This is a genomic window from Phaeacidiphilus oryzae TH49, assembly GCF_000744815.1.
Classification (GTDB): Bacteria; Actinomycetota; Actinomycetes; order Streptomycetales; family Streptomycetaceae; genus Phaeacidiphilus; species Phaeacidiphilus oryzae.
Genome location: NZ_JQMQ01000005.1, coordinates 5,195,061 through 5,218,487, shown reverse-complemented (window position 1 = coordinate 5,218,487; position 23,427 = coordinate 5,195,061). Strand labels below are relative to the sequence as shown.

General features: G+C 70.0%; 33 protein-coding genes. 4 read left to right on the top strand and 29 right to left on the bottom strand.

Going from position 1 to position 23,427, the window contains the following annotated elements; translation table 11 throughout:
- Positions 1-44: 44 nt before the first annotated feature.
- From BS73_RS26825 to BS73_RS26755, 17 genes are all read right to left on the bottom strand, one after another.
- Positions 45-860 (bottom strand): DUF2303 family protein, encoded by an 816-nt coding sequence (locus BS73_RS26825; protein WP_037576722.1) that lies wholly within the window; start codon positions 858-860, stop codon positions 45-47.
- A 3-nt stretch (positions 861-863) separates the two neighbouring features.
- Positions 864-1,244, bottom strand: a complete 381-nt coding sequence (locus tag BS73_RS26820) for a hypothetical protein (RefSeq protein ID WP_037576720.1) — start codon at positions 1,242-1,244, stop codon at positions 864-866.
- A gap of 59 nt (positions 1,245-1,303) precedes the next feature.
- Positions 1,304-2,770, bottom strand: a complete 1,467-nt coding sequence (locus BS73_RS26815) for a UvrD-helicase domain-containing protein (protein WP_037576718.1) — start codon at positions 2,768-2,770, stop codon at positions 1,304-1,306.
- Between the two features lie 86 nt (positions 2,771-2,856).
- Entirely contained in the window at positions 2,857-4,101 is a 1,245-nt protein-coding gene (locus BS73_RS26810) for an ATP-binding protein (RefSeq protein ID WP_063837074.1), read from the bottom strand.
- 75 nt (positions 4,102-4,176) lie between these two features.
- On the bottom strand, positions 4,177-4,839 hold the full coding sequence (locus BS73_RS26805; RefSeq protein ID WP_084704387.1) for a 3'-5' exonuclease: 663 nt from the start codon (positions 4,837-4,839) through the stop codon (positions 4,177-4,179).
- 114 nt (positions 4,840-4,953) lie between these two features.
- The gene (locus BS73_RS26800; RefSeq protein WP_037576714.1) at positions 4,954-5,670 is read right to left on the bottom strand and encodes a WhiB family transcriptional regulator; all 717 of its coding nucleotides are present in this window, start codon (positions 5,668-5,670) and stop codon (positions 4,954-4,956) included.
- Positions 5,667-5,966: a hypothetical protein gene (locus tag BS73_RS38380; protein ID WP_037576711.1), complete on the bottom strand. Its 300-nt coding sequence runs from the start codon at positions 5,964-5,966 to the stop codon at positions 5,667-5,669. Before BS73_RS38380 ends, BS73_RS26800 begins: the two co-directional genes overlap by 4 nt.
- Complete coding sequence (locus BS73_RS26790; RefSeq protein ID WP_037576708.1) at positions 5,963-6,499, bottom strand: hypothetical protein; 537 nt, start codon at positions 6,497-6,499, stop codon at positions 5,963-5,965. The genes BS73_RS38380 and BS73_RS26790 overlap by 4 nt, the downstream gene beginning before the upstream one ends.
- Positions 6,496-6,738, bottom strand: coding sequence for a recombinase family protein (locus tag BS73_RS26785; RefSeq protein WP_037576705.1), 243 nt, complete (start codon positions 6,736-6,738; stop codon positions 6,496-6,498). The genes BS73_RS26790 and BS73_RS26785 overlap by 4 nt, the downstream gene beginning before the upstream one ends.
- A 3-nt stretch (positions 6,739-6,741) precedes the next feature.
- Positions 6,742-7,218 (bottom strand): hypothetical protein, encoded by a 477-nt coding sequence (locus BS73_RS37725; protein WP_037576703.1) that lies wholly within the window; start codon positions 7,216-7,218, stop codon positions 6,742-6,744.
- A complete protein-coding gene (locus BS73_RS38375) occupies positions 7,215-7,382 on the bottom strand; it encodes a hypothetical protein (protein WP_161789708.1) in 168 nt (55 codons plus the stop codon). The genes BS73_RS37725 and BS73_RS38375 overlap by 4 nt, the downstream gene beginning before the upstream one ends.
- Positions 7,379-7,567: a hypothetical protein gene (locus BS73_RS26775; protein WP_037576701.1), complete on the bottom strand. Its 189-nt coding sequence runs from the start codon at positions 7,565-7,567 to the stop codon at positions 7,379-7,381. The genes BS73_RS38375 and BS73_RS26775 overlap by 4 nt, the downstream gene beginning before the upstream one ends.
- Positions 7,564-7,686, bottom strand: a complete 123-nt coding sequence (locus tag BS73_RS40480; protein ID WP_265736877.1) for a hypothetical protein — start codon at positions 7,684-7,686, stop codon at positions 7,564-7,566. The genes BS73_RS26775 and BS73_RS40480 overlap by 4 nt, the downstream gene beginning before the upstream one ends.
- The gene (locus BS73_RS26770) at positions 7,683-8,093 is read right to left on the bottom strand and encodes a hypothetical protein (protein WP_152617732.1); all 411 of its coding nucleotides are present in this window, start codon (positions 8,091-8,093) and stop codon (positions 7,683-7,685) included. Before BS73_RS26770 ends, BS73_RS40480 begins: the two co-directional genes overlap by 4 nt.
- Positions 8,090-8,395, bottom strand: coding sequence for a hypothetical protein (locus BS73_RS26765; protein ID WP_152617731.1), 306 nt, complete (start codon positions 8,393-8,395; stop codon positions 8,090-8,092). The genes BS73_RS26770 and BS73_RS26765 overlap by 4 nt, the downstream gene beginning before the upstream one ends.
- 151 nt (positions 8,396-8,546) lie before the next feature.
- Positions 8,547-8,789 (bottom strand): hypothetical protein, encoded by a 243-nt coding sequence (locus tag BS73_RS26760; RefSeq protein ID WP_037576694.1) that lies wholly within the window; start codon positions 8,787-8,789, stop codon positions 8,547-8,549.
- 79 nt (positions 8,790-8,868) lie between these two features.
- Positions 8,869-9,105 (bottom strand): hypothetical protein, encoded by a 237-nt coding sequence (locus BS73_RS26755; RefSeq protein WP_037576690.1) that lies wholly within the window; start codon positions 9,103-9,105, stop codon positions 8,869-8,871.
- 259 nt (positions 9,106-9,364) lie between these two features.
- Here BS73_RS26755 and BS73_RS26750 point away from each other — a divergent pair, with 259 nt between their 5' ends.
- Positions 9,365-9,742 carry a helix-turn-helix domain-containing protein gene (locus BS73_RS26750; RefSeq protein ID WP_051940741.1) on the top strand — a complete coding sequence of 126 codons (378 nt, stop codon included), beginning with the start codon at positions 9,365-9,367 and terminating at the stop codon, positions 9,740-9,742.
- A 451-nt stretch (positions 9,743-10,193) separates the two neighbouring features.
- Positions 10,194-11,453, top strand: a complete 1,260-nt coding sequence (locus tag BS73_RS26740) for a tyrosine-type recombinase/integrase (protein ID WP_051940738.1) — start codon at positions 10,194-10,196, stop codon at positions 11,451-11,453.
- Between the two features lie 327 nt (positions 11,454-11,780).
- On the opposite strand, the gene BS73_RS26735 is transcribed toward BS73_RS26740, so the two are convergent.
- From BS73_RS26735 to BS73_RS26705, 7 genes are all read right to left on the bottom strand, one after another.
- Entirely contained in the window at positions 11,781-12,968 is a 1,188-nt protein-coding gene (locus BS73_RS26735; protein ID WP_051940735.1) for a tyrosine-type recombinase/integrase, read from the bottom strand.
- The gene (locus BS73_RS26730; RefSeq protein WP_037576687.1) at positions 12,968-13,174 is read right to left on the bottom strand and encodes an excisionase family DNA-binding protein; all 207 of its coding nucleotides are present in this window, start codon (positions 13,172-13,174) and stop codon (positions 12,968-12,970) included. The genes BS73_RS26735 and BS73_RS26730 overlap by 1 nt, the downstream gene beginning before the upstream one ends.
- The gene (locus tag BS73_RS26725) at positions 13,156-14,559 is read right to left on the bottom strand and encodes a replication initiator (RefSeq protein ID WP_051940733.1); all 1,404 of its coding nucleotides are present in this window, start codon (positions 14,557-14,559) and stop codon (positions 13,156-13,158) included. Before BS73_RS26725 ends, BS73_RS26730 begins: the two co-directional genes overlap by 19 nt.
- Before the next feature lie 110 nt (positions 14,560-14,669).
- Positions 14,670-15,008 carry a hypothetical protein gene (locus BS73_RS26720; RefSeq protein ID WP_037576683.1) on the bottom strand — a complete coding sequence of 113 codons (339 nt, stop codon included), beginning with the start codon at positions 15,006-15,008 and terminating at the stop codon, positions 14,670-14,672.
- A gap of 23 nt (positions 15,009-15,031) precedes the next feature.
- On the bottom strand, positions 15,032-15,223 hold the full coding sequence (locus tag BS73_RS26715) for a hypothetical protein (RefSeq protein WP_037576679.1): 192 nt from the start codon (positions 15,221-15,223) through the stop codon (positions 15,032-15,034).
- Positions 15,224-15,255: 32 nt separating this feature from the next.
- Positions 15,256-16,671: an FtsK/SpoIIIE domain-containing protein gene (locus tag BS73_RS26710; protein WP_084704892.1), complete on the bottom strand. Its 1,416-nt coding sequence runs from the start codon at positions 16,669-16,671 to the stop codon at positions 15,256-15,258.
- A 17-nt stretch (positions 16,672-16,688) separates the two neighbouring features.
- Positions 16,689-17,024: an SCO3933 family regulatory protein gene (locus BS73_RS26705; protein WP_037576677.1), complete on the bottom strand. Its 336-nt coding sequence runs from the start codon at positions 17,022-17,024 to the stop codon at positions 16,689-16,691.
- A 204-nt stretch (positions 17,025-17,228) separates the two neighbouring features.
- Between BS73_RS26705 and BS73_RS26700 the strand changes: the two genes are divergently transcribed.
- Positions 17,229-17,981 (top strand): GntR family transcriptional regulator, encoded by a 753-nt coding sequence (locus tag BS73_RS26700; RefSeq protein ID WP_037576674.1) that lies wholly within the window; start codon positions 17,229-17,231, stop codon positions 17,979-17,981.
- Positions 17,982-18,040: 59 nt separating this feature from the next.
- On the opposite strand, the gene BS73_RS37720 is transcribed toward BS73_RS26700, so the two are convergent.
- From BS73_RS37720 to BS73_RS35105, 4 genes are all read right to left on the bottom strand, one after another.
- Positions 18,041-19,408, bottom strand: coding sequence for a hypothetical protein (locus BS73_RS37720; protein WP_152617730.1), 1,368 nt, complete (start codon positions 19,406-19,408; stop codon positions 18,041-18,043).
- 838 nt (positions 19,409-20,246) lie between these two features.
- A complete protein-coding gene (locus BS73_RS35110) occupies positions 20,247-20,576 on the bottom strand; it encodes a hypothetical protein (RefSeq protein ID WP_051940730.1) in 330 nt (109 codons plus the stop codon).
- Positions 20,577-20,578: 2 nt separating this feature from the next.
- Positions 20,579-20,869 (bottom strand): hypothetical protein, encoded by a 291-nt coding sequence (locus tag BS73_RS26690; protein WP_051940727.1) that lies wholly within the window; start codon positions 20,867-20,869, stop codon positions 20,579-20,581.
- On the bottom strand, positions 20,859-21,479 hold the full coding sequence (locus BS73_RS35105) for a hypothetical protein (RefSeq protein ID WP_152617729.1): 621 nt from the start codon (positions 21,477-21,479) through the stop codon (positions 20,859-20,861). The genes BS73_RS26690 and BS73_RS35105 overlap by 11 nt, the downstream gene beginning before the upstream one ends.
- A gap of 142 nt (positions 21,480-21,621) precedes the next feature.
- Here BS73_RS35105 and BS73_RS26675 point away from each other — a divergent pair, with 142 nt between their 5' ends.
- The gene (locus tag BS73_RS26675) at positions 21,622-22,755 is read left to right on the top strand and encodes a hypothetical protein (RefSeq protein ID WP_037576672.1); all 1,134 of its coding nucleotides are present in this window, start codon (positions 21,622-21,624) and stop codon (positions 22,753-22,755) included.
- A 7-nt stretch (positions 22,756-22,762) separates the two neighbouring features.
- Here the strand turns inward: BS73_RS26675 and BS73_RS26670 are convergent, their stop codons facing one another.
- Positions 22,763-23,329, bottom strand: a complete 567-nt coding sequence (locus BS73_RS26670; protein ID WP_037576670.1) for an NUDIX hydrolase — start codon at positions 23,327-23,329, stop codon at positions 22,763-22,765.
- Positions 23,330-23,427 lie beyond the last annotated feature (98 nt).

Here is a 23,427-nt window from a genome sequence, read left to right as displayed (position 1 = left end):
GCCCGCGGAGTAGGACGGGCCCCGGCCGGACAGATGGCGGTGCGTCAGGCGATCGGGGTGCCGAGCAGGACCGGCACGCGGACGGAGTCGGCCTCGGCGATGGCCTGCCGCACATCCGTGAAGGCGGCTTTGACCACGTCCTCGGGCCGGTCGAGCTTTACCGCCAGGCGCAGGTGCCCGTCCTGGATCCGCGTGCGGAAGCGGGCGGTGACCCGGTAGGCGCCGCTGCCCTCGAACGGCTCGATGCCCAAGGCGAGCTGGCCGGGGATCGTCAGCTCGCCCTTGCGGCCGGCCCGGGTGTCGATCTCCTCCGCGTAGGCCAGGGTGCGGGCCCCGTTGGCCAGCAGGGAGCTGGACTTGAAGTCGGCCTTGATGGTGGCCTGGATGGTCTGCGCGAGCTCCAGCATGTCCGCGCCGGACGGCTCGACGATCTCCGGCAGGTGGTCCTCGAGGAACTCGGCCATCTGCTCCTGGCCGACCCACTGCCCGGAGAGGGCCTTCCAGGCCTGCCACGCGGGGGTGGGGGTGAGCTGCAGGTGGAGGCGGTGCTGTCCCCAGCCGGCCTCGGTCGCGCTGTGTGCGTCGAGGACCGCGGTGACCGTCAGCCGGTCCGGGCGGGCGTAGATGTCGCTGCCGGGCTCGTTGTGCTTGTCCCAGTAGGCGAGGAAGGAGTCGACGTCCTGGACGGTCACGGTGCCGCGCTTGCGCTCCAGGACGCCGGTGTACTCCGGGCCGGTCAGGTCGACGCGCTCGATGCCGGCGGGGGTGTGGAAGGCGTAGACGGTGCCGGGCTCCAGGGGCTCGCCCTGACAGGCGCGGATCGCGGTGTCGATGACGGCCTGCATGTTGTCGCTCTGCATGGGTTAGTTGGCCTTCTTCAGCTCGGTCGGGGCGGTGGTGGTGGGGACCTCGCGCAGGCTCTCGAAGGCGAGCTGGCGGGGGTCGTTGCGGGAGAGGTTGCCGTCGCCGGTCACGAAGAAGACGCTCTTGGGCCGGTCGCCCTGCGGGATCTTGACGGTGACCTTGTCGGTGACCGTCAGCGTGGTGGCGTCTCCCGGGGTAAGCGGCTTGACCTCGACGCGCAGGGTCAGGGCGCCGCCCTTCCCCGTCGCGGTGACGGCGGAGATCAGGTCGTGCAGCTGCTCGGACAGTTCGGTGTGGGTGCGGCCGCCGGCCTGCTCAATGAGGAAGTCGGCGAAGGGCCGCACACGGGCCTCGTCCGCGCTCTCGTGCTCGGTGCTCAAGGGGGTCTCTCTTCCTTCGTGGTGGTGAGTTCGTCGGCCCGGTGGGCCGGTTCTAGGGGTCAGTCGCTGACGGCGTTGACCGTGCTGACCCAGGCGAGGGCGTCGCAGTCCAGGTGCTCGCGCGCTCGGGTGACGGCGACGTAGGCCAGCCGTGCTTCCTCGCGGCGCAGCCGGGTCTCCCCGGTGGCTGGGTCGGGCTTGGGCTGGCGGAAGTCGCCGTGGATGCGCACCTTCGGCCACTCACGGCCCTTGGCCTTGTGCGCGGTCGAGACCACCAGCTCCGCTGAGGTCTCCCCCGCGAGGGCGTCCGCGGCGGTGATGAGCTCTTCCGGGCCGTGGTCGTCGACCAGCTTGACCAGGACCCGCAGGGAGCCGTCCTCTTCCTCGGCGTACTCGCGCACCGCCTCCCAGGAGGGGAACGCCAGCAGCTCCGGGTGGTCGGTGGCCCGGCCGGCCTGCAGGGACTGGGCGGCCCACGCCAGGCGCTTGATCTCGCTGCCGCCGCCGACCAGGTGGACCTTCCGGCCGGCGCGCAGGGCCTCCAAGACGATGCCGATCGCCCCGGCGTTGGTCCGGCACAGGATCGCGTCCGGGCTGGTGACTGGCCCGACGTCGGAGGTGCACTGCTCCCAGCCGGTCAGCCGCAGTTCGGTGCCGACCAGGTAGAGCCAGCGGTTGGCCTCCTCGGCGATGGGCTGCCCGAAGCGGAAGGACTGCGAGAGGGTGCGGGTCTCAGCGCCGAGCTCGCGCTCGAAGACCGTCAGGGCGTCCTTCGCGCCGCGCCACTCGTAGATCTGCTGGGCGGAGTCGCCGACGGCGATGCGCTGCGCGTGCTCCTGGTCCAGCAGGACGCGGGAGAGCACGTCGTTGGTGTCCTGGGCCTCATCCAGCAGGATCACGTCGGTGTCGATCGTCGGCCGGCCCAGGGCCCACAGCTTGAGGTAGTGGTCGTGGGACAGCTTCAGGACGCCGTCGCCCTTGAGCACGTCGGCCCAGGCGAGCTTGGCGACCGGCAGCACCATGTCGACCAGTTCGGCGCGGGCGTCCGGCAGCTTCAGGCCCTCGTAGGCGGGGATGTGGCGGGAGGTCAGCTCCGGGTCGGCGGAGTGGCAGAACCAGGCCACCGTGTCCAGGGCGCAGCGCATGACGACCTTGCTGGTCATGGCCTTCAGGTCGCCGTGGTCGGTGAGGATCCGCTGGACTCCGCCGAGCATCCGGTCCACACCGAGCGCCTTCGCCGCGTCCAAGGCGGTCTGGCGCGGGCGCTGGATCCTGGGCAGGAACTTCGGATCGAAGGCCAGGCCGTGGCCGGTCTTCGCGGTCACGTTCGCCGGGAACGACTTGGCGGCGTCCGCGGCGATGGAGCGGTTGTAGGCGACGTAGAGCATGCGGCGCCTGCGGTCGCTGCCCGCGATCATGCGCAGGGTGCTGGACTTGCCGCATCCGGCGCCGGCCTGCAGCACCAGGTCGGTGCCGTCGCCATAGGCCGCGATCGCCTCCGCCTGCTCTCCGGTCGGGTCGGGCATGATCTCCTCCTTTCTGGGGGTGGTCGGGAATGATGGGGTGGTCGGGGCGCCCGCGATTTGGGCGCGGGCGGCCCGACCACCGGGGGTCAGACGGAGGCGCTCTCCGAGGCCGCGGACTTCTCCATGTGGTCGATCAGCCGCCCGGCCTCCTCCCGCGTCAGCTCGTTGCGGGAGGCGACCTGCCGGCCGATGACGCCGGCGGTGTACTCCAGGGCCTCGGCCCGGTCGGTGAGCTTCAGCTCCCGGAACAGGGCGCCCATCTTGCGCATCTGCGGGGCGGTCGCGGGCCGCGGGCCGGAGGGCTGCCCGCCCCGCTCCGCGGGCGACGCGGTCGGCGGCTCCTCCGCGGCGGCGGACGGCTCCTCGGCGGCCGCGGGTGCCTGCGCCGGGCGGTCCTCGACCGGCGCGGCGGCCGCGGGCTGCTGGGCCTCGGCGGCGCGCAGCTGGTGGCCGCGCTCCAGGATGTACGCACCGAGCGTGGTCGGCTGCCCGGTGGCGGGGTGCATGTGCGCGCCGCCGAGCAGGCCGCGCCGCTCGACGTCATCGCGCAGCGCCCGCGCCTCGACGAAGGTGGTCAGCGCGGTGGCCTGCTCGACCAGGTCCTTCAGGTCCGGGGCGGCGTCACCGTCGTTGAGCCACTCCAGGATGGACACGGCGACGTCCGGGCCGGGCCGGTTGATGACCTGCCCCTGCAGCGCCGGACACCGGGACTTGGAGATGACCAGGGTGTTCTCCTGGTCCAAGTCGCCGATGATGTCGAACTCGTAGCCGATGCCTTCGCGCTGCTCGGCCTTCGTCCCCACCTTCGTGATCTTCTTCTTCGGGCCGGAGTCGTCGATCAGCCACTCCGTCTTCGTCCGCATCGTGACGATGACGTGCCCCGGGAAGGCCAGCAGCGCGTCGATCATGTCGCGCTCCCACGGCCGGGCCTCCTTCCACCCGCCGAACCCGCCGCCGCTCCCCTGGCGCTTGCCGACCGCGTCGACCAGCTCCAGCATGCCGCCCTTGCCCATCCAAAAGTGCGACAGGCTGTCCACCACGACCACCGGGTAGCCGGCCTGGGCGGCCGAGGCCAGCACCTTCGGCAGCTCCCGTGGGTCGAAGGAGTGCAGCGGCGCCACGTCGAAGTCGAAGCCGGTCCCGGACTTGCCGCGGGCGTACTTCGAGGCGGAGCCGCGCTCGGTGTCGATGACAGCGAACCGGGCGCCGGCGCCCAGCACGGTCGCCAGCACCATCGCGGTGTACGTCTTCCCGGACCCCTCCGGGCCCTCCAGGGCGATCCGCGCCCTGGCCTGCTCCCGCGTCGCGGGAGCGAAGGTGTAGCTGCTCAACTCGATCTCCTCACAGTCGTGCTGGGGTTACAGCGGGGCGGCGCCCGGGCCGTGTCACCGGGCGCCGCCCCGGGATCAGGGGGTCGCCGGTGGCGCCGGGGCGATGAGGCGGTCCCACAGGTCCCGCGCCCAACGGGCATCACCCAGGGCGGTGTGCGCGACGTCCGGGGCAGGGCGGTCCACGCCGCAGGCCTCCGACAGCTCGTAGGAACGCCACGGCCACGGCGTCGCGCCGTGCACCGTCAGGTGTGCGCCCGGGGCGTCCTCGAGGGCGAGCGCCGCGGCGTCCTGGCCGGCGCCGAGCACGACGCGCCGCGGGACGCCGGCGAGCTGGGCGCCGAGCCCGTACCGGTATCCGGCGGCCAACGTGGCGACGTCGACGGTTCGGTAGTGCCAGGGCCGACCGACCGCGTAGTGTCGGGCGAACAACCCACTCAGGTGGTCCGCGTCGAACGCTGGGTTCGAGCCGATCAGGACGCTGGAGTTGAGCACCGCGAAGATCTCCCGCGCGGCCTCCTGCGGGTCATCCCACCGCCAGCCGGGCGCGCCGGTGCGCTCGTAGAACCGGTTGAGCTTGAGCGCTTCGGGGTCGGCGTGGGTCAGGTCCGGCTCCAGGTGCCAGACCCGCTCGACGTCTCGGCCGTCCCGGCGGTGGATGAGGGCGACCTCCCACACCTCATGCAGCAGGGGGTCGAGCCCGGTGGTCTCGGTGTCGCCGAAGACGAGGTCCATGTCCATCGTGATCCGTTCTGTCGGGGCCCGGCCGACCCGCCGAGGGGAGGTAGCGGGCCGGCCGGGCGGGGAGGCACGCCGCCCCGCGGGGGTCTCGGGGCCGCGCGCCGGTCAGGTGGCTCAGGCGGCGTGGGCGCGGTCGTAGGCCTCTTGGATCTCGTGGGCGACCTGGCCGCGGGCAGCCACCTCGTAGCCCTGGGACCGGGCCCAGTCGCGGATCGCGCGCAGCTCGTCCCGGCTGCGGCCATCGGTGCTCGGCCGCTGGGCCCCAGTCGCGGTGCCGCGGGCCGCGCGCAGCTTCTGCTCCGCCGCGGCCAGCCGGGCGCGGGCCTTCTCCACCTCGGCCTTGGCTGCCGCGACCTGGGCCTCCTGGGTGCGGGCGGCGCGCAGCTCGGCCAGGGCGATACGGGCGCGCTCAGCGAGGGTCCGCACCCGCTGGGTGGCGCAGCCGGCGCCCCACGCGATGAGCTCCTCGGCGGTGGACTCGGTAGCGGGCTCCGGCGCGGCTGGCCGAATCGGCGTGGGCTCCTCCATCGAGATCTCCTTGTTCCTTCGTCTCGGCTGCTTGGCGGGCTGGGGCGTGTACGGGGGCGGTTCGGTGGGCCTGGGCTTCTCGCCGTCCCGGATGGCCTCGCGCATCCGTGCGGTGAGGCCGGCGCGGATGCCGTACTGCGGGCCCGGCCGCGCAAGCTCGGCATCGAGGCAGGGCTCCCAGACCGGGCAGATGGCGCAGTAACGGCGGGCCCGCTGCAGCTGACCGTCGCCGTCGCCCGACTCCGGGAACCACAGCCGTTCCTCGGTTCCCTGGCAGGCGGCCTGGTCAGTCCAGTGCGTCACGGGACCGCCCCCGATTCGGCCGGGCCGTGGGTCCGCTCGTAGGCCTCGCGACTCAGCGCCTCGTTGGCTGACTGGAGGTGAGCGAGCCGGGCCTCCAGGCGCCGGATGGTCTGGGCGCACTGCGAGGCGGCGAGTTGCCGAGCGAGCCGGTCACAGTCCGCAGCAAGGCTGGCCGCGCGCACCCGCAGGTCCTCGACAGCCAACTCCTGCATCTCACGTTCCGCCTGGAGCGGCCCCAACTGAGCGGCTCGCTCCTCGAGGTCGCGCAGGCGCGCGGCAGCAACAAGTCGGATCACGCGGCGCCCGCCTTCTCGGCCGCGGCGCGCCGCGCGCCGGCGAACCATGCGGCGGAGCCGAGCGACACGACCATCGGCTGGGTGTCCACGAGGTCCGGGGATGGCTGGGCGTGCCGGTCGGTGGCCGCGCGGTCGCCGGGGCCGATGGCGATGGGCTGGCGGCCGGCGAGGGCCCGCTCGAGGTCGGCGACCTGGGCGCGCAACGCGAGGTTCTCCTCGCGGCGGCCGTGGGCCTCACGCCGGATGGCCTTGTTCTCCTGCCGGAGCGCGTCGGCTTCCCGGTGCTCGGCATCGGCGTACCGCCGGGCCTCGCAGATCCGCCGCCACGGGTTGGCAACCTCGGCGGGGAGCTGGTGCTGGATGAAGTGGTTGGCGGCGCGGAGCCGGTTCTCCAGGTCGCTGGCGCGCAGCGCCTGGGCCGTGCGCTCGCGGCCGACGATGTCGAGACTCTCGCGCAGGTCGGTGATCTCGACCTGCAGCTCGCGACGCGACTTGTGGTCGCCCATGGCCGCGATGCGGTCGGTGATGCTCATGCGTTCAGTTCCTTCCCGCCGGCCAGGACGGCCCGGCCGAGGTCAGTCAGCTCGATCGGGCGGCCCTTGAGCGGCGCGTGGTCGCCGAGACGGACCAGGCCGTCGCGGAGCAGCCGGTCCAGGGCCGGACGGGACACCCCGGAACCGGGCTTAGCCGGGTCGCGGTAGACGTGGACGGTGGCCTCGGCGAAGCGCTGCAGGTAGTCGCGGCCGGTCTTCGTCAGGCGGATCGTGGCCATCGCTCAGCCCTCCCGCGCCGGGTCGAAGTCGGCCCAGACGACGATCGGCGTGACCGTGTATTCGGTGGGGTTCTCGCCGTCCGCGTCTACGAAGGGCTGGTAGAGGCGGAGCGGGGCAGCCGGATCTTCGCTGTCGTCGCGGTCGTCGTTCGGGTACCAGTGCAGAGGCCCGTCGCCGGGCGCGGGCAAGGCGTCCCGGTACTGGGTCTCGCAGTGCGCCTGGGCGTCGCCGATGCACCAGTACGTACCGAGGGGAACGCCGCAGCACTCTGCCCGGTAGGCGGTCGCGTCCCGCTGCGGCGCGGCGACAGGCTCATCCAGCGTCTTCGGCGCGAGCTGCTCGGCGAGGTGCAGCACGGCGTGGATCAGGCCCTCGGCAGCGAGCGCAGTGCCGGTTGCCGGGTCGGCTCCGTCGCCGTAGCTGAAGTGCTGCGCGCGGGCGGCCAGCCGCTCGGCGTGCGCGGCGTGATTCGTCGTCATCGCTGCTCCTCCGGGCCGTCGTCGGTGGGCGCCGGCACCGGGGCGCGGCGGCTGGTGACGGTCCGGACGGACCGCGCGGTGCCGACGTGGATCTCGGTCTGCTCGCCGCGAGCCGTGCGGACGGCGTCCGCCACCACCCCAACGGCCTTCTTGATCGCGCTCACAGTCGTCCTCCTCGCGGACGGCGGTAGATGCGGCGGGTGCCGGCGGCCTCGCGGACCTGCGCGGCGGCGTAGGCGCGGCGGGCGCCGGCCCGGGCGGCGGCGTGCCTGGCGGCCAGGCGCGCGCCGAGGAACAGGCCAAGCGCAGCGATAGCCCCGGCGATGACGAACAGCGGGTTGGCGGTCACTGCTCACCTCGCCTGCGGGCGATACGGACCGCAGCGGCCACCAGCTCCCATGCGGCGAACGCCATGCCGTAGGCGCCGACATAGACCGCGAGCAGGACCAGCGCGAAGGGCGTGGTCATCGGACCTCACCCGCCTTGAGCTTGGCCATCCACTCGTCCGCGGCGGCCCGGGTCCGGAAGAACCGGCCGCGCGGCTCAGGGAGCGACGCGGACCAGCGGACCCGCCAGCAGCCCTCCAGCTCCTCAACGACCGGGAGCGCCCCGGACTGCTCCAGCAGCGCAGTCAGGCGCTCGACCTCGGCCAGCAGCTGCGGCACGGCCTGGTGGGCGTCGCAGATCCATAGGGCGATCGGCCCGGCGAAGTCCGGCAGGGTGGCCAGGGTCGTGTTTCCGCAGACGACGCGGTTGTAGGCGGGCTCGTCGCCGGAGGCGACGACGTAGTCCTCGTGCCAGGGCTCGGAGTACCAGTTGCCGAGCTGGGCGGAGCGGATCTCTTCCAGCCGCTCGGCGGACATCGGCTCACTCACCGTGCACCGCCGATCCCGGCCGGCGCCGCGGCGGTGCCGTGGTCGAGGCCGGCGTACTCGCCGCGCTCGGCCGGGGTCCAGCACTGCGGGTCCGGGTCGTGCGATGCGGCGAAGGCGTCGTACTCCGGGGCAGCTGCCCCGGACAGCACCTCGGCGTGGTGGGCAGTCAGGACGCTGTACCTCCCGCCGCACGTGCACCGCATCCGCCCGTCGGCCAGCACACGGCCCGACGAGGGCTGATGCTGGTCCCGCACCAGCGCGGCCATCAGCAACGCCTCGGTGTGCGCCGCATCGATCAGCATCTGGTACGGCACCGTCACGGGCTCGCGCCCGGCAGTCTGGGTCTGAAATGATCGGGACACGCGGTCCCCTTCCATGTCTGTCAGAGATGGATGGTTGGGTTGATCGCACGGGCCGTCCGGGTAGCAGCGGGCGGCCCTTCTGCGCGGTCTGTCAGGCGGCCTCGGCGATGGGGACCTCGGGCACCGGGATGCCGAGGTGCCGGGCGACCGCGTTGAGCTCGTAGCGGAGGTTCTGCCGACTGGAACCCGGGTTGGCGATGTCGACCTCGACGGTCGAGCGCCATTCCGGGTCGTCCTCCTCGCGGGTGCGGAGCCAGTACTCGCTGACGCGCAGTGCCGCGAGCAGCTCAGGTCGGGTGACGAGGATCCAGGGGGGCTTGATGCTGTCGTTCATCTCTTCCCTCGGAAGTGGATGATTTTCCAGCGAATGTGGAAACCAATGGCGTGCGAGCGCCCGCACGAAGCGGGATGGATCAGCGGAATAGGGCGTCGACCGGCCGGTCGACGGCGGCCGCGATGAGGCCTGCGGCGCGCCGGCGGCACCCGGGGCGTTCGGAGGTTCCCGTAGACACGAGGTGGCCGATTGTCGACTTGGTGACTCCGCGGTGCTCGGGGTCGAGTTCGCGGGTGCGTTGAGCGAGCTCCGCGATGCTCAACTTGGACTCGGCCAGTGCTTCTCTCAGCGGCTGACCGCCGTCCAGCTTGATCATGCGCGTCTCCTCGGGGTGCGCGGCAGCCGGGATCGTTCGTGGAATGTGGATGTGGAGCCGTTCGGTCCCATGCCGTGTTTCCACATTCCACATCCAGATTTGGATGGATGTCAAGCGATGTGATGTCGACAAATCTGCTGTACTTGCAGGTCAGTTGCTGATCATGCAGGTCAGAGCATGATCGGCCGTGTCACGAATGTGGATGCGACAACCGGCCAACGTGCGCCTACCAGCTTGCTCCGAATGTGGACGCTGGCCCATGCTGGCGCACGTGGAAGAGGATGTGGACGGCCTCGCGGCGCTGATCCAGCGCGTCAAGGACGAGAAGGGCTGGGGGTTCACGACGATCGCCCGTCGCAGCGGGCTACCTACCTCGACTGTGCACTCCTGGGCCACGCGCGTGCGAGGGACCGGGAGCCGTGGACCCGCCCCCGAGAAACTGCGGAAGCTCGCCAAGGGCCTGGGGCTCCCAGCGGCCGAGGTCTTCGAGGCCGCTGGCCGCCGGGTGCCGGGACCGCTCTCCCCGGACGAGGAGAGCCACTTCCTGCACATGCTGCGCGAGCTGGACACCAAGGAGCGCCGTGTGGTCCTCGCGACCATGGAGGCAATGCGCAGCGACAAGGAAGCGTCTCAGTAGTCACACCCGTCACAATTTAAAAAATCATGCTCGGGTAGCACAACCATTTCTAGATGAGTGCAGTGCACATCTGGTCATCCGGAACCTCTACACGCACATAGGTAAGAGGGTATACGGTCGATTCTTACCGCTGACCCTCCACCTGCGGCCTCTACCCACCCGTCTCGCACAGGGGGAGCTATGTGCGTCACGGTCCGCACTGCGGACATCGATCCGGCCGCACCGGTGTACGACCGCCCCAACGTCTCGATCAAGGTCTCTGACCGGCTCAGCGCAGAGCGTGCGCGTGCCCACGTCCGGCTTCTGCTGGTCTTCCTCGGGGCGCCGGCCGGGCAGACGGAGCCGACCTGTTGGTGCGGCGACCCCGTCGAGATCCCCGCTCCCCGCGGAGACCCAGCTCGGGCGTTCATCCCGGAACAGCGCGGGAAAGCGCAGGGGGAAAGGACGAGGAATGCCTCGTAAAGCGCGGAACAATCCGCGTCAGATCAGGTCGAAGTCCTGCAGCTGCAAGCTGTGCGTCGCGGCTTTTCGCCCCGGCGAGAAGCCCACCCGAAAGGACTGCACGGGTTCTTGGCAGGCCCGGTACCGGGACCCAGGCGGGAAGCAGCGTGCGAAGACGTTCCGCACGAAGAAGCAGGCTGAGGCGTTCCTCGACTCGGTGCGCTCCGACGTGCGGACCGGCACCTACATCGACCCGGGCCGCTCCGGGATCACCCTGGCGACCCTGTACTCCGACTACATCGGCGGCCGCCGTGGCGAGCAGACAACCATCGAGCGGGACGTGTCGTCCTGGACCGTGCACGTCGAGCCGGCCTTCGGCGCCTGGAAGCTGCTCGACATCTCCCACATGGACGTCGACGCCTGGGTCACTCGCATGGGCAACGCGACCGGGCGCACGGCAGTCATCAAGGCCTTCCAGCTGCTGGACCGGCTGCTGGCCGTCGCACTGCGAGACCGGAGGATCCCCTTCAATCCCTGCGATGGGATCAAGCTGCCACGGAAGAAGCCGAAGCACCCGGACGACCTGCGGCCTCCGACCTATCAGCAGCTGGCGCTCGTGCGGGAGCACCTCCCAGTGCACTACCACCCGCTGCTGATCACAGCGGAGGAGAGCGGCCTGCGCTGGGGCGAGCTCACCGACCTCCGACTGCAGAACGTCGACTTCGATCTCGGCACGATCCAGGTGCGGGAGGTCATCGTCGAGACCACCGAGCACGGCCTGCAGCGCAAGGAACAGCCGAAGAGCTCCGCCGGGTTCCGCACGGTGCCCTTGACGGGGAAGGCAGCGGACGCGATGCGCGAAGCGATGCGGCTGCGGCGGCCGGCCGAGACGCGCACGGCTCCGCAGGACGGCATGCATGAGGAGGAACTGATCTTCCGTGGTCCACTCGGCGGCGTGCTGAGTCGGCATAACTTCCGACGGTTGTGGGTCTCGGCCATCCAGGAGGCGGGGATCGCACGGTCGGTGAAGAACCCGCAGACGGGGCGGATGGAGTGGTGGCCGCACGTGCACGACATCCGGCACACCTTCGCTTCGCGGCTGCACGATGAGGGCGTGCCAGAGACCACGGCCCAGATCATCCTGGGGCACGAGCGCGGCGCGAAGGTGACGTGGATCTACCAGCACGCGCCGGCGGAGGCCGTTGAGATCGTGAGGCGGGTCCTCGACCCGGGCGCCCCGCGGCTTCGCATGGTGAGCAGTTCGAACTGAGCAGGCCGCAGTCCACCGTGAGTCCACAACAAATCCACGAGCCCACATCCGCTCGCATCGGATCACATCGCAGTCTCGGAACCTGGCACTGGCCCTGAGCAGGCTCGAACGTACCCCACATCGGTCCACATCGGACCTCATCAGACCCATGATCACTATGCCCACGTGCCTTACAAAGCAGGGGTCGGCGGTTCGAAACCGTCTGCGCCCACCCCACGGATCCAAGATCCAGAACATGACGAAGGCCCAGCTCAGCGAGGATACCCGCCGAGACTGGGCCTTGATCACTCCCCCGGCCGAACGATCTTGCCGGAGCCTCCGTGCCACTTACGTGCCAGATCCCCCGTCGATCTTCCGCTTCCTACCCGCCTTCCCGGCCTTCCGCTTCCTCTTCCGCTCCTCCTTCTGCGCGTCCTTGATCATCCCGTCCACCTGCTCCGCGATGATCTGGTCCCGTCCCCCGGTCATGTGCTGATAGATCAGCGCGGCCCGCACTGACGCGTGCCCCATCCGCTGCATCAGCTCCCGCGTACTCGCCCCGCTGTTCGCAGCGAGGGTGTTCCCGGTGTGCCGGAGGTCATGAAAGTGGACGCTCTCCAGCCCGGCCGTCTTGAGCGCCGCCAACCAGGTGTCCCGGAAGTTGCTCCGCCGCAGGCTCCCTCCCCGCGGCCCCACGAAGACCAGCCCGGTACGCCCCTTCTGGGAGAAGGTGCCGAGGTGCTGTTCCAGCGCCGGAACGATCGACGCCGGAAAGGCCACCGACCGGACGCCGGCCTCCGTCTTGGGAGCCTTCACCACCAGCCCCGCCGACTTCGTCTCCACCTGCGCCCGCTGCACCCGGACGACCCGCCGCCCCAGGTCGATATCCCGCCGCTCCAGCGCCGCCAGCTCCCCGAACCTCAGACTGGCGAACGCCGCCAGGAGCACCAGCGTGCGGTACCGCGCTTCGATGGCATCCGCCACCTTGAAGACCTCAGCGACGGTGAGCGTCGGCCGCTCCGGCGTCTTGGTCACCCCCGCGCCCTTGATCCGACAGGGGTTGCGCTGAATCAACCCGTCGTCGACAGCGGTGTTCATGATCGCGCGCAGCACCTGGTACGCCCGCACGACCGTCGGCTCACCGACCCCGGAGTCCAGCAGCTCGGCCCGCCAACGTCGAACCCGAGGCGTACTGATCTGATTGAGCGCCAGGTCCCCCAGCTTCGGCACCAGATGCAGCCGAATGGCCACCTCGTTGCGGTCCCGGCTACTGGCAGCCAGGTTCCGTTCCTTGAGCCACGGCCCAGCGAACTCCGCCAACGTGACCTTCCCGGCCTCCGGGTCTGTCCACTGCCCGCGCAGGATGTCCGCCTCGATGACCGACAACGCGGCCTCGGCATCGGTCTTGCTCGGGTAGGTGCGCTCCCCGTTGCGCAGTTGCTTGGTCTGCGGGTCGGGGTAGCGGATCTGCCAGCGGCCGGAGGGGAGTTGCCGGACTGCGCCGAACCGCCGCTTGCGTCCCTTGGAGTTGGGCATCAGGCCACCTGCCTTCCGTGTCGCCGCCTGATCGGGTGGGTGGTGTTGCTCGCGATGAACTCGTCCAAGGCCGGCTCGGGTATGCGCACGTGGCGCCCGACGTGGACGAAGGTGATGCGCCGCTCCGCGATGAGCCGGCGGGGGAACCGCGGGGTGGTCCCGAGCCGTTCGGCGACCTCAGGAATCGTCAGGAGACGTTCAGCCACGGGGCTCCCTCCCCTCCGGGGTCGGCCGAGGCCGAGGCCGAGGCGATCAGGGCCTCTGCCGGGGTGTAGCCGCGGCCGGCGTAGCGCCAGTGGCCGATCACGAGGGTGGGCCGGTCGGCCAGGCCGAGGCGCCGTGCCCTCTCGGCCGCCCGGTGATCGGTGCGGGTCTGGCGGAGGGTGCCGAGGGTGGTGGAGTAGTGGCGGCTCTTGGTGGAGAAGTGGCCGCGGAAGCCGAGCATGTGCGACCAACGGCGCAGGGCCAGGTCCGCCAGCGGCTCCAGGCCGCCCAGCTCCCAGCAGGTTTCGATCATCCGGCGCGCGTGCGGGCGGAGCGGGATGGACTCCAGCTCGGACAGGTGCCGGATCCTGCGGTCGACGGCCCCGGCGCTCTCGGCGCCCTTGGTGGCGTACTTGGCGATGTACCCGGCTACGGCCGCCGAGGTGATGCGCTCCCCGGGGCCGAAGGCGTCGATCGGCCGGACGTCGAGCTGTCGCCCGAACCGCAGCTCCAGCCTGCGGCCCAGTACCTCGGCCCCGGGCGCCAGGACCCGGACGCGCTTGGCCGCGCCGTGTATGGCCGCCTCCAGCACGGGGAGCGTGGCCCAGCCGGGCGGCTCGTCCTCCGGTCCGGTCGGGCCGTCCAGCCGGATCACGGCGTGGAAGTGGACCAGGCCGCGCCGCTGGTACTCGGCGACCTTCGCGAAGGACAGCCGCAGCATCCGGGCGAGCCGGGCGCGGGACATTCCGCCGGCGCGGGCGAGTTCGCGGCGCAGTTGGATGGTGAAGCGGTGCCACAGGGCTCCGGCGTGTGCCTGCCACAGGACCGCGCCGGGGTAGTCGTAGCAGTTCGGGCACAGCGGCTCGCCGAGCTGGGCGTCCTCCTCGGTGTGGCGGATCGGGCAGCCGAGGGGGAGACCGTGCGGGCAGGTGCCGCCGGCGCGGCGGGGCCGACAGCGCTGGACCTTCCCGCCGATCTCCCGGCGGGTGTGGACCGGTCCGAAGCCCGGGGCGGTCAGCGTCACGAACGCCCGGGGGTGGGCTGTGACCGTGCCGGGGGTGTCCTTGCCGCCGATCAGTCCGGCGCGGATGAGCTGGTAGGTGTCGCCGCGGTAGAGGCGGGAGCAGGTGGGGCAGACGGTGGCGCGGCGGTTGCCGCAGGCGACCAGGAGGCGCCCGTCCGCGCTGGTGTGGGTGTGCAGGATCTCGCCGGTGGCGGTGTCCACGGTGTCGGCCGTGCCGACCAGGTGGACGGGGTTGGTGCAGCCACCGGCACGGGTGATGTTGGCCCGCCAGGCGGTAAAGCCGGGGGCGTTCGCCTGTCGGATCAGCTCGGCGACCGCCGGCGGGAGTGCCGCGGTTTGGCCGAGGGGCCGGGGGGTGGGCATGCTGAGGGAACTCCGATCAGTCATCTTGCGGTGGTTGGTGGAGGAGGGCCCCGGCGAGGCGGTGGAGTTTGGCGACTTGTCGCCCCGCCGGGTGCCCGGCTTGCTCGCCGTCACAGGCGCACCGAGTCGTCGTAGGAGCGCCGGGCGTCGTACTCGGCGTATCCGACATCGGTGGACCCCCACACCTGATAGGCGATGGGACCGAACCGGCGGAGCGTCTTGAAGTGGTCGCGCTTCTCGATTACCTCGGTCCCCATCAGCTCGGCGGCCCGCACGACGGCCGCACGGCGCTCCGGCTCGCTCTCGCCCCTGGCGAAGACCATCAGGCTCGGGGCGTACGGGGCGGGGATCTTCGGGTTGTCGGTCAGGAACTGCGCCAACTCCCGCAGGCCGGCGACGAAACCGTCCAGGTCGGCGGGGAGGAAGGCGGGGGCGGGTCCGCTGGACATTGGTTGCCTTTCTGAGATGAGGGTCAGCCGATGGAGCCGAGGACGTTGGCCAGGAAGCCGAGCACCGACCGCAGGAACGGCGCGAGTCCGGTGCTGGCGAGCAGGAAGCCGAACGTGCCGCACAGGAACAGCGACAGGTAGGACAGGACGCGGTAGCGCACGAGAACAAAGATCACGAGGCCGAGCACGACCGCGGCGGAACCGGACACGATCACAGGGGTTCACCTCCTGGCGGGGGCCTGGGCGGTCAGTCGGTCGGCTGGTGGTCGTCGGCCGCGCGGCGCTGGCGCGGGATCAGTCCCTTGGCCGAGGCCGGCGGGGTGTCGTAGACCGACTCCGCCTCCAGGTCGAGCGGGAGGTCCGGGGTCAGGTGCGCGAACCGCTCCGCGATCCGCTGGGCCGCGTCCTCCGCCACCAGGGCGGAGCGGGCACGTTCCCAGCCGTCCCCGGAGGCCAGCACCGCCGTGCCCGGTTGGGTGGGGTCGATGGCCTGCGCCGCCTCCAGCGCGTCCGGGTGCAGGTCGCCCAGGGTCATGGCGGCGGTCTCCGGATCGGCGACCCGGTGGCAGACCCGGCCGCCGAGCTGCGCGCGCAGCGCGGTCACCCCCGGCCCCAGGTCCGAGCCGACCCGTTGGCCGGCCACCACCAGGAACACCCCCAAGGCGGCGCCGAGTTGGGCCAGCCGGATCAGCGCCGTTGCCGCACCCTGCGCCTCTTCCTTCTCCGCGCGGGAGGCGATCAGGAACAGTTCGGCGATCTCGTCCACGATCACCACCACCGGCACCGGCCGCGTGCCGTCCGGCAGTGCCCACACGTTGCGCACCGCGCGGGAGCGGCACAGCGCCATCCGCTCCTGCGTCAGCTCCACCAGTGCGGCCAGCAGCTTGACCGCCTGCCGCCGGTCGGTGGCCAGGGCGGACAGCCGTGGCCCGTACAGGGACAACTCCATGCCGCCCTTGCAGTCGATCCCGACCAGCGCCACCGCCTGCGGAGCCAGCCCCGCCACCAGTGCGTTGATCAGCGTCGACTTCCCCGACCGGGTGGCCCCCACGATCAGCCAGTGCGGGATCCGGCGCAGATCCAGCACCCACGCCCCACCGGACTCCAGAGCGCCGACCACCACCCGCAGCAACTCCCCCGCCCCGTGCCCGGGTTGGGGCAGATGCGGTTCCGCGAGCGGATCCAGCGCCGTCGCGGTCAGCTTCACCAGACCCTCGGCCGGGGTGGTCACTCGGACCCCGTGCACCCGCCAGGCGTGCGCGAGCGCGGGAGCCGCGTCGGCGAAGTCGGACGGGACCTGTCCCGGCAGCAGCCGCACCAGCAACCAGAAGCCGTTCCGCGTCGGGTGGAGCATCCGCCGACGCGGCACCCTCGGCCGCGGCGGCTTCGATCCCCTGCCCACCAGGTTCGCCAGCACGGTCAGCGCCGGCTTGCGCGAGGCGGCAAGGTGGCATCCCGCCATCGTCTCCGGCCAGCGCACGAGCACCCGCCACAGCACCGCGGGCAGCCCGATGCCGAACCACCACAGTGCCGGAAACCGCCGCCGGTAGACCGGCGCCCCCAGGTACAGCACCGCCCACACGGCAAGCAGGGCCAGCAGCAGCCAGCCGAACCAGCCGCCACGAGAGGCATGGTGCGCCACGGTCGCAGGGTGGCGCGTCATGTACGCCCCGGGGCCGATCACTGCGCGCCGCCCTTCCCGGACGCCGGAGCCGGCGCGGAGCCGGACAGCGGCTTGACCTCCGTGGCGCGGAAGGCGATGCCGTGCCGCCCGTCGTTCTCCCACGGTGTCGCCCGCAGCTCCCGCACCTCCAGCGGGACCCCCAGCGTGACGCCCTTCGGCTCGCCCGGCACCGAGACGTTGATGACCTCGGCCTGCGTGCCCGCCAGCAGGCAGACGCCGACCTGGTACATCGTCAGGCCCGAGTCGCGGTCGACGCGGACCTGTCCAGTCTCCCGGTTCGCCAACCGCGGCGCCGGAGCCACCGCACACAGCGCACCGGTGAACTTGCTCATGTCGATCGGAAGCGCGATAGCCACCGCGCAACCTCCCTTTCGATCAAGCGACGGAGCGCCTTGCTTCCGTCGTGGTTGCCATCCCGTACTTCGGGTGGCGCTTCGAGAGTGGTCCCCGGCGTGTGGATTGTCAAGCTCCCCGTAGTACGGGATGCTTGGCGCAGAGATAGCGGGTACCCGCTAACGAGGTGAAGGGCGGACACGATGGAGACCGGGCGGAAGGCCCCGAAGTACCGGGCGATTGCGGACTACCTGCGGGAACGCATCATCGATGGCACGTTCGCACCGGGACAGCCGCTCCCGTCCGAGGAGGTCTTGGCCAATCAGTTCAAGGTCACCCGCCCCACGGTCCGGCAGGGGATCGCTGAGCTTCGGGCCGCCGGTTTGGTCGAGGTGATGATGGGCCGAGGCAGCTTCGTCCGCTCCCCCCAGGCGCGCCCGAACCTGACCCGACCGCGTGGGGTCCGGCGCGACCGGGACGGCCGGTTCAGCGAGGCCGACGCCATCCGCTGGACCGCCGCCGAGGAGCCGACCGCCACCCGCACCGACGCCCCGGTCGCACTCGCCGATCTGCTGCGTATCCCGCCGGGCGAGCCGCTGTTCACCTTCGATCAGCACGAGACCGCCGACCACGGCCGCCTACGCCAACTCCACCGCACCTACATCCCGTTCTCCGTACTGATCGGCACCAAGTACGAAGAGACCGCGCCCCCGCCGGCCCCCGCACTCTTCGACGCGCTCGCCGACCTGGGCCACGAAATCCACTTCACGGAGTACATCCGCACCCGCATGCCGCTGCCCGACGAGGTGATCACGCTCCGGCTCGCGGAGGGCGTTCCCCTGCTCCACATCCTGCGCCTGACGCTCAACCAAGATGACCGGCCGCTCGCCCTGGAAGAACTACGCATGCCCGGTGACGACCTGGAGATCAGCTACACGTACCCGCCTCAGCTGTGATGCATGTCGGCGTATCGGCATGCAGGTCGACCTTAGGACGCATGTTTTTACGTACCTCCTCAGAATCCGAGCTGCCAGCGAATAACCTCACGCTCCCTCGGATTGAACGGCCCTTGTGGGTCAAGTGGAGGAAGTTCGTCCTTTGCTGCGATATTGACGCAGCTAAGATTTTCCACAGGCGTCAGTTTCATCAAGTTGTTAAGCAAATTCATGACGCATGGAAACAGCTCCTCCACCAGCACGCCAGGATCAGCATCCCAGGAACCTCGGACTATCTTCTTAACGCCCCATTTTGACCTGCCACCCAGGGCATCCATTGCCGTCAGAATATCTGCGGCATCTGCATGCGGCAATCGCACGCGAGTCTCGATTGGCCCACCCATATTGCGGACCGCCAAGGTCGATAGAGCCTCGCCATGTACCGAGTTCCGCAACAGTCGGAGAACTGTGACCGTGTGCTTTCCTTGCGAATTCGGTCCCACAATCGATGCCAGCGCTGCATCCTTATCTCGAATTTCCTTAAGCCAGTTCTTATTTTGCCAAGCCGCTTGGTAGGATCTGCTTTGCAGACCAAGAACTTTGTGCGCCACCCGAGCAGACACGTCAACTGCGCCCATGAGCGAAACTAGAATGACGTCCAGGCAGTTTAGCACTTCCAGAGCGGTGTCGTTGTTCTGTTCGAGATTCAGTGCGATGTGCAGTTCGTCACGGCTCTGTAGCGACGCTTGAACCCGTCGCAGCAGTGAACCACCGAGCTGGACAAACGACTGATCTCCGACGTTGCTTGCGTTCTGGACGCAAGCGCCGAACCAGCGCCAAGCAGCCGGCAGCAACTCCCGAGTACCCACCCAGTAGTAGAGCCCCTTGTTCATCGAATATGTGCCACGCCCATCAGGGCCTCGGTAGGTGATATATAGGCCCTGTGCACGGAGATACAGCCCTACGAATGCGAGTGCTTCCTCTGGCGTACACACCATCACGCCATACGGAGTCCTAGTCTCACTCAGATAGGGCCTCTCGGTGATGAAGAGATCCGCATGCACCGTCTCTGCCGCCTGAGCAGCCAAAGAGTCTGCTTCACGCCGGGAACGTGCCTCCACCTCGCCGAGTTGCTTGTACGACTGTGCTTTTACGTCGTTCTGCGCAATCAGCGTCCGATTCCCGATAATTCCACTTCGTCCTACATGTTCGGAGGTCGCATAAGCCACAGGCCAAACGTCGCTCCCCGCCTTCTTAGGAAGCACTTCTACCCATCCTGGCACGGCTTCGGCATATGGTCCGTACTTCTTGTGAGGCAGGTCGACTGGCGGACCACCATCGGCATACCGATACAGTTTCACAAACTCATGCGTAAGCAATCCGCTCAGCACTAGTTTTGGGCACCACGGGCCGTCTACATCAGTAATAATTGTGTCCGCATCAGCCATTACAACCAAACACCGCATCGGGGCGCGGGGAACGAACAACGAAGCACGTCGACCTGTTGGATTCTTCGGCCATTCTGAGTTCATGGTCGGAGTCAAGTTTGAGTGCCGAAGACGTCGAATCACCCCGTCAGTATAGAACTCGTGACACCTTCACCGGCTATCTTTCGTGGCGGGAGGTCAGCAGAGCGCCAAGCGCCAGTCACGGCAACGGCTGCCTGGGACGTGGTTCAAATCTTCTCTACGTATTCAAGGGCGGCTCGCTCCGCTCGCCGCCGCCCGCCGCTTCGGGCGGCCCGGCGTGCGGCGCTGGGGCGCCGGTCCGGCCCGCCCGCACGGCGGGCGGCTCAGCCGGAAGCGATCACCCTGCCCCGTCGAAGATCCTGCCCCGCAACGGAGTTCCGGCGCCGGTTGCTCGCCGTACGGGTCCACCCTCCCGACAGCCGATTGTGGGCCTTCGGCGCCCGCGTCAAGGGCACGGACCAGGACGCGCACCCGAAGCTGCCCACGGCACAGCCCAGTTGGCCGGCGCGTCCTGGTCCTCTTCGGCCCTTGACGCGGGCGCCGAAGGTCCAAAACCTCGCAGCCATCGGGAGGGTGGCCCCGGAATGGTCAAGGCCCGAGCGCGCTACCGTCCCGCAGACGCGGAGGAGCCCCACCCGTGGTTGGCTGTTCGGGGGATCAGCCGCTCCGCGAGCGGGGCCTTCGGACTCCGGAAGCGTTGCCCTCCGTCCGGAGTCCGATCACCCGGCGGACGGGGTGTGCGGTGCCGGCCGCCCGCCGGGGTCCGGGGCGGGCGCCCAGTACGGAACCGACCGTCCGCCGGAGTCCGGGGAGGGCGTCAACTCACCCGCGGTGCCCGGTCGCCGGGTATGTCCGCCGGCGCCAGGCGCTCCAGCTCGGTGCACAGCCCGAGGGTCAGCAGCCGCGCGAGGCGCTGGGCCGCTTCGGTGGTGATCACGTCGAGGTTGACGAAGCCCTGCCCGCGCACGTCGACATCCGCGCGCAGGTAGGCGAAGTCCTCTTCGAAGCCCAGCGCCCGCAGCTCGCCCGCCAACTCATCCGCCGCCCCGTGGGCTGTGGCCCAACCCCGTACGTACGGGATGCCGTCGTACAGCACCTCCGCCCGCTCCTGTCCCAGGTCGGGCACCTCGTCCTCATCGGCCGCCATGGCTACCGCTCCTCTTCCCGCTCGCGCCCGGCGAAGGCGGCTTCACCCATCGCTTCCCGAGCCGCCTTCAACAGCTCCGCGAGCCGCTTGGCCGCCTTCGGCGTCGTGCGCCCCAGCGTCACGAACCCGTTGCCGAAGGCATTGACGTCCGCTTGCAGGTACGGGAACTGCCGCGCCAGGCCGGCCGCCTTCAACACATCGCGCAGGTCCAACACCGCTTCCCGCGCCTCGAACCACGGATCCGCCGAGGCATCCGACCCCTCCCCGTCCGGGTCGATCAGCTCACTCGCCACGACCGGGCACCCCCTCCAGGACCACGCGCTCCGCATGCGACCCCTGGCTCTCGCCGTGCACCCACGCGCTCAGCTCCGGCCCCACCTTCGGGGCCACCAGCGCCTGCCCGTCACTCGCACCCCACTCGTCCACCCGCTTGAGCAGCCAAGCGGCCGAGCCGAGCATGACGGCCAGCGCGGCCGAGGGACGCCGGCTCTCCTCCAGCCCGGCCGCCGGAGGCGCGAGCCACTGGTACGGGTCGTCCGGGTGCGGCTCCGGCCCCGGCACCACGAAGTACGCACCGCTGGACAGGTACTGGTACTCCAGTCCCTTCGGCGCCAAGCGACCCAGGACGCTGACGAAGACCTCCCGCCCGGTGGTCGGCACCATGAACCCGACCTTGCTCGCGCCGTGATCGACCACGATCGGGCCGCTGGGCAGCCGATGGCGCCGCAGCAGATCCCACGCCTCCACACCCAGCCGCTCACCGACGATCACCACGTCGAAGCTCCAGCCGGCCGCCAGCAACCCGGGCCGACGCGGGTTGTCCTGCCACAACTGCCGGCACAGCGCCGGCCGATCCGCCGCGCCCGCCAGCCAGGTCAGGCCCCTGTCCGCTACGACACCCACCGCCATCCACCCCTTGATCATCCGTCAGTGTTCGTGTGGCTCTTGGGGAACAGCGTTGACCCGCGCACACCAGAGTCAGAAGATGACGGGTAGTGATGCGGGGGTGACGCGTCCCCCCGTCACCTCCACGGGAGACGAGGCGATGACCACGGCACCGGACACCCCGCTCCGCAAGGCGCGGACCGATCGCAACTGGTCGCTGGCGCAACTGGTTTCGCGGATCCGGACCACCGCCCAGCGGCACGGATTCAGCGTGGCCAAGGACGAGAGCATCCGCCGCCGCGTCATCTACTGGGAGAAGGGCACCCAGGCGCCCGACGACTTCTACCTCCCGCTGCTCTGCGAGATCTTCCAGTGCCAGCCCGCGGATCTCGGCTACGGCCCAGCCCCCGATCCCCTGGACGCCCTCACCGCGGACCTACTCCAACACCTGGACACCGCAACCTCGGTGGACGCCGAGCTCATCCGCATGATGAACCTGCACACCGACATGATCCGGATGAAGGACCGCAAGCTCGGGGCTCACGTCCTCGCCCAGGAGATGACCGCCCATCTCCAGCAGACCGAAGACCTCTTACGGTTCGGCACCTTCCACGCCGACCGCTCAGCCCTCGCCTACGTACTGGCCGACGCCTCCGCCCTCGCCGGCTGGCAGGCCATCGATACCGGCTCTCTACGCGACGCCTGGGACCACTTCGAGCGCGCCAAGGCCGCCGGCCGCGAAGCAGGCGACCCAATGGTGCTGGCCTTCGCCACCGCCGAACAGGCATACGTCCTGCTGGACCTCCAGCGCCCCGAACCGGCTCTCCAGCTCATCCAGCACGCCCACCAGGCCGACCGCGCCCACCTACCGCCGCTGATCCGCGCCTGGCTCTACGCCGCCGAAGCCGAGGCCCATGCCGCACTCGGCGACCAGGCCACCGCGCTGCGCGCCATGGACGCCGCCGCCGGCACCCTCCCCCAGGACAGCAACGACCCGAGCATGCCCTACCTCGCACTGAACCTCGTCCACCTCTCCCGGTGGCGCGGCTCCGTACTGGCCTCACTCGGCGACGCCGAAGCAATCGAGGACCTGACCCAAGCCCTCCAAGGCATGGGCTCCGGCACCTTCACCCGCGCCGAGGCCGGCCTACACTGCGACCTCGCCGGCGCCCTGATCGCCCGCGGCGACACCACCCAGGCCCGCGAACACATCGACCAGGCCCGCAAGCTCGTGGACCTCGCCGGCTCCGCCCGGCAACGCCGCCGCGTCGATCAACTCGCCCTCAAACTCTGACCCACCGTCACTTCCCCCGCTGACCGCGCTCCGCGAGCACGTACAGCAGCGCAACCAGCGTCCCCGAGTTCCAGATGTCCCCGTCCCGGATCTTGTCCATGATCGAGGACAGCGGCACCCACTCCATCCGCTGCATCTCGGTCTTCTCGGTCGGCTCCCCGACCTTCACCGCCCCCTCGCCGACGAACACGTCGTGCCAGGAGTCGATCATCCCCACCATCGGCTGAAACCGCGTCACATGCCGGAAAGACTTGGGCCGGTAGCCCACCTCCTCCACCATCTCCCGCAGCGCCGTCTCCTCCGGGTCCTCCCCCTCATCCACCACACCGCCCGGCAGCTCCCAGCCCCACCGATCCGAGACGAACCGATGCCGCCACATCAGCAGCACCCGATCCTCCTCGTCGATCAGCGCCGTCATCGCGGCCGGCTTCAACTTCGCGGTGTGATGCTCGAACCGATCCCCGTCCGGCAGCTCAACATCCGTCAGGAAGACCCTGATCCACTCGTTGTCATAGATGATCCGCTCACCATGCACCCGCCACGCCGTCGAGGTGTCCTCAGGTTCAGTAGCCACACGAGGAACGTACCTTCCGAAGGGCAGCGCGCACAGGGCGATCCCAACGCAGGAGCACCGAGAGTTCGCACATCGGGTGCGCAGCTCGGACCGCACAG

What these genes read in the sequence shown, in the direction of transcription:
- BS73_RS26825 (WP_037576722.1), bottom strand. Translation starts at nt 860, where the DNA reads ATGCAGAGCGACAACATGCAGGCCGTCATCGACACCGCGATCCGCGCC.
- BS73_RS26815 (WP_037576718.1), bottom strand. Translation starts at nt 2,770, where the DNA reads ATGCCCGACCCGACCGGAGAGCAGGCGGAGGCGATCGCGGCCTATGGC.
- BS73_RS26805 (WP_084704387.1), bottom strand. Translation starts at nt 4,839, where the DNA reads ATGGACATGGACCTCGTCTTCGGCGACACCGAGACCACCGGGCTCGAC.
- BS73_RS26790 (WP_037576708.1), bottom strand. Translation starts at nt 6,499, where the DNA reads ATGAGCATCACCGACCGCATCGCGGCCATGGGCGACCACAAGTCGCGT.
- BS73_RS26785 (WP_037576705.1), bottom strand. Translation starts at nt 6,738, where the DNA reads ATGGCCACGATCCGCCTGACGAAGACCGGCCGCGACTACCTGCAGCGC.
- BS73_RS37725 (WP_037576703.1), bottom strand. Translation starts at nt 7,218, where the DNA reads ATGACGACGAATCACGCCGCGCACGCCGAGCGGCTGGCCGCCCGCGCG.
- BS73_RS40480 (WP_265736877.1), bottom strand. Translation starts at nt 7,686, where the DNA reads ATGACCACGCCCTTCGCGCTGGTCCTGCTCGCGGTCTATGTCGGCGCC.
- BS73_RS26765 (WP_152617731.1), bottom strand. Translation starts at nt 8,395, where the DNA reads ATGCTGATCGATGCGGCGCACACCGAGGCGTTGCTGATGGCCGCGCTG.
- BS73_RS26760 (WP_037576694.1), bottom strand. Translation starts at nt 8,789, where the DNA reads ATGAACGACAGCATCAAGCCCCCCTGGATCCTCGTCACCCGACCTGAG.
- BS73_RS26755 (WP_037576690.1), bottom strand. Translation starts at nt 9,105, where the DNA reads ATGATCAAGCTGGACGGCGGTCAGCCGCTGAGAGAAGCACTGGCCGAG.
- BS73_RS26750 (WP_051940741.1), top strand. Translation starts at nt 9,365, where the DNA reads ATGCTGGCGCACGTGGAAGAGGATGTGGACGGCCTCGCGGCGCTGATC.
- BS73_RS26740 (WP_051940738.1), top strand. Translation starts at nt 10,194, where the DNA reads ATGCCTCGTAAAGCGCGGAACAATCCGCGTCAGATCAGGTCGAAGTCC.
- BS73_RS26735 (WP_051940735.1), bottom strand. Translation starts at nt 12,968, where the DNA reads ATGCCCAACTCCAAGGGACGCAAGCGGCGGTTCGGCGCAGTCCGGCAA.
- BS73_RS26725 (WP_051940733.1), bottom strand. Translation starts at nt 14,559, where the DNA reads ATGCCCACCCCCCGGCCCCTCGGCCAAACCGCGGCACTCCCGCCGGCG.
- BS73_RS26720 (WP_037576683.1), bottom strand. Translation starts at nt 15,008, where the DNA reads ATGTCCAGCGGACCCGCCCCCGCCTTCCTCCCCGCCGACCTGGACGGT.
- BS73_RS26710 (WP_084704892.1), bottom strand. Translation starts at nt 16,671, where the DNA reads ATGACGCGCCACCCTGCGACCGTGGCGCACCATGCCTCTCGTGGCGGC.
- BS73_RS26705 (WP_037576677.1), bottom strand. Translation starts at nt 17,024, where the DNA reads ATGAGCAAGTTCACCGGTGCGCTGTGTGCGGTGGCTCCGGCGCCGCGG.
- BS73_RS26700 (WP_037576674.1), top strand. Translation starts at nt 17,229, where the DNA reads ATGGAGACCGGGCGGAAGGCCCCGAAGTACCGGGCGATTGCGGACTAC.
- BS73_RS37720 (WP_152617730.1), bottom strand. Translation starts at nt 19,408, where the DNA reads ATGGCTGATGCGGACACAATTATTACTGATGTAGACGGCCCGTGGTGC.
- BS73_RS35110 (WP_051940730.1), bottom strand. Translation starts at nt 20,576, where the DNA reads ATGGCGGCCGATGAGGACGAGGTGCCCGACCTGGGACAGGAGCGGGCG.
- BS73_RS26675 (WP_037576672.1), top strand. Translation starts at nt 21,622, where the DNA reads ATGACCACGGCACCGGACACCCCGCTCCGCAAGGCGCGGACCGATCGC.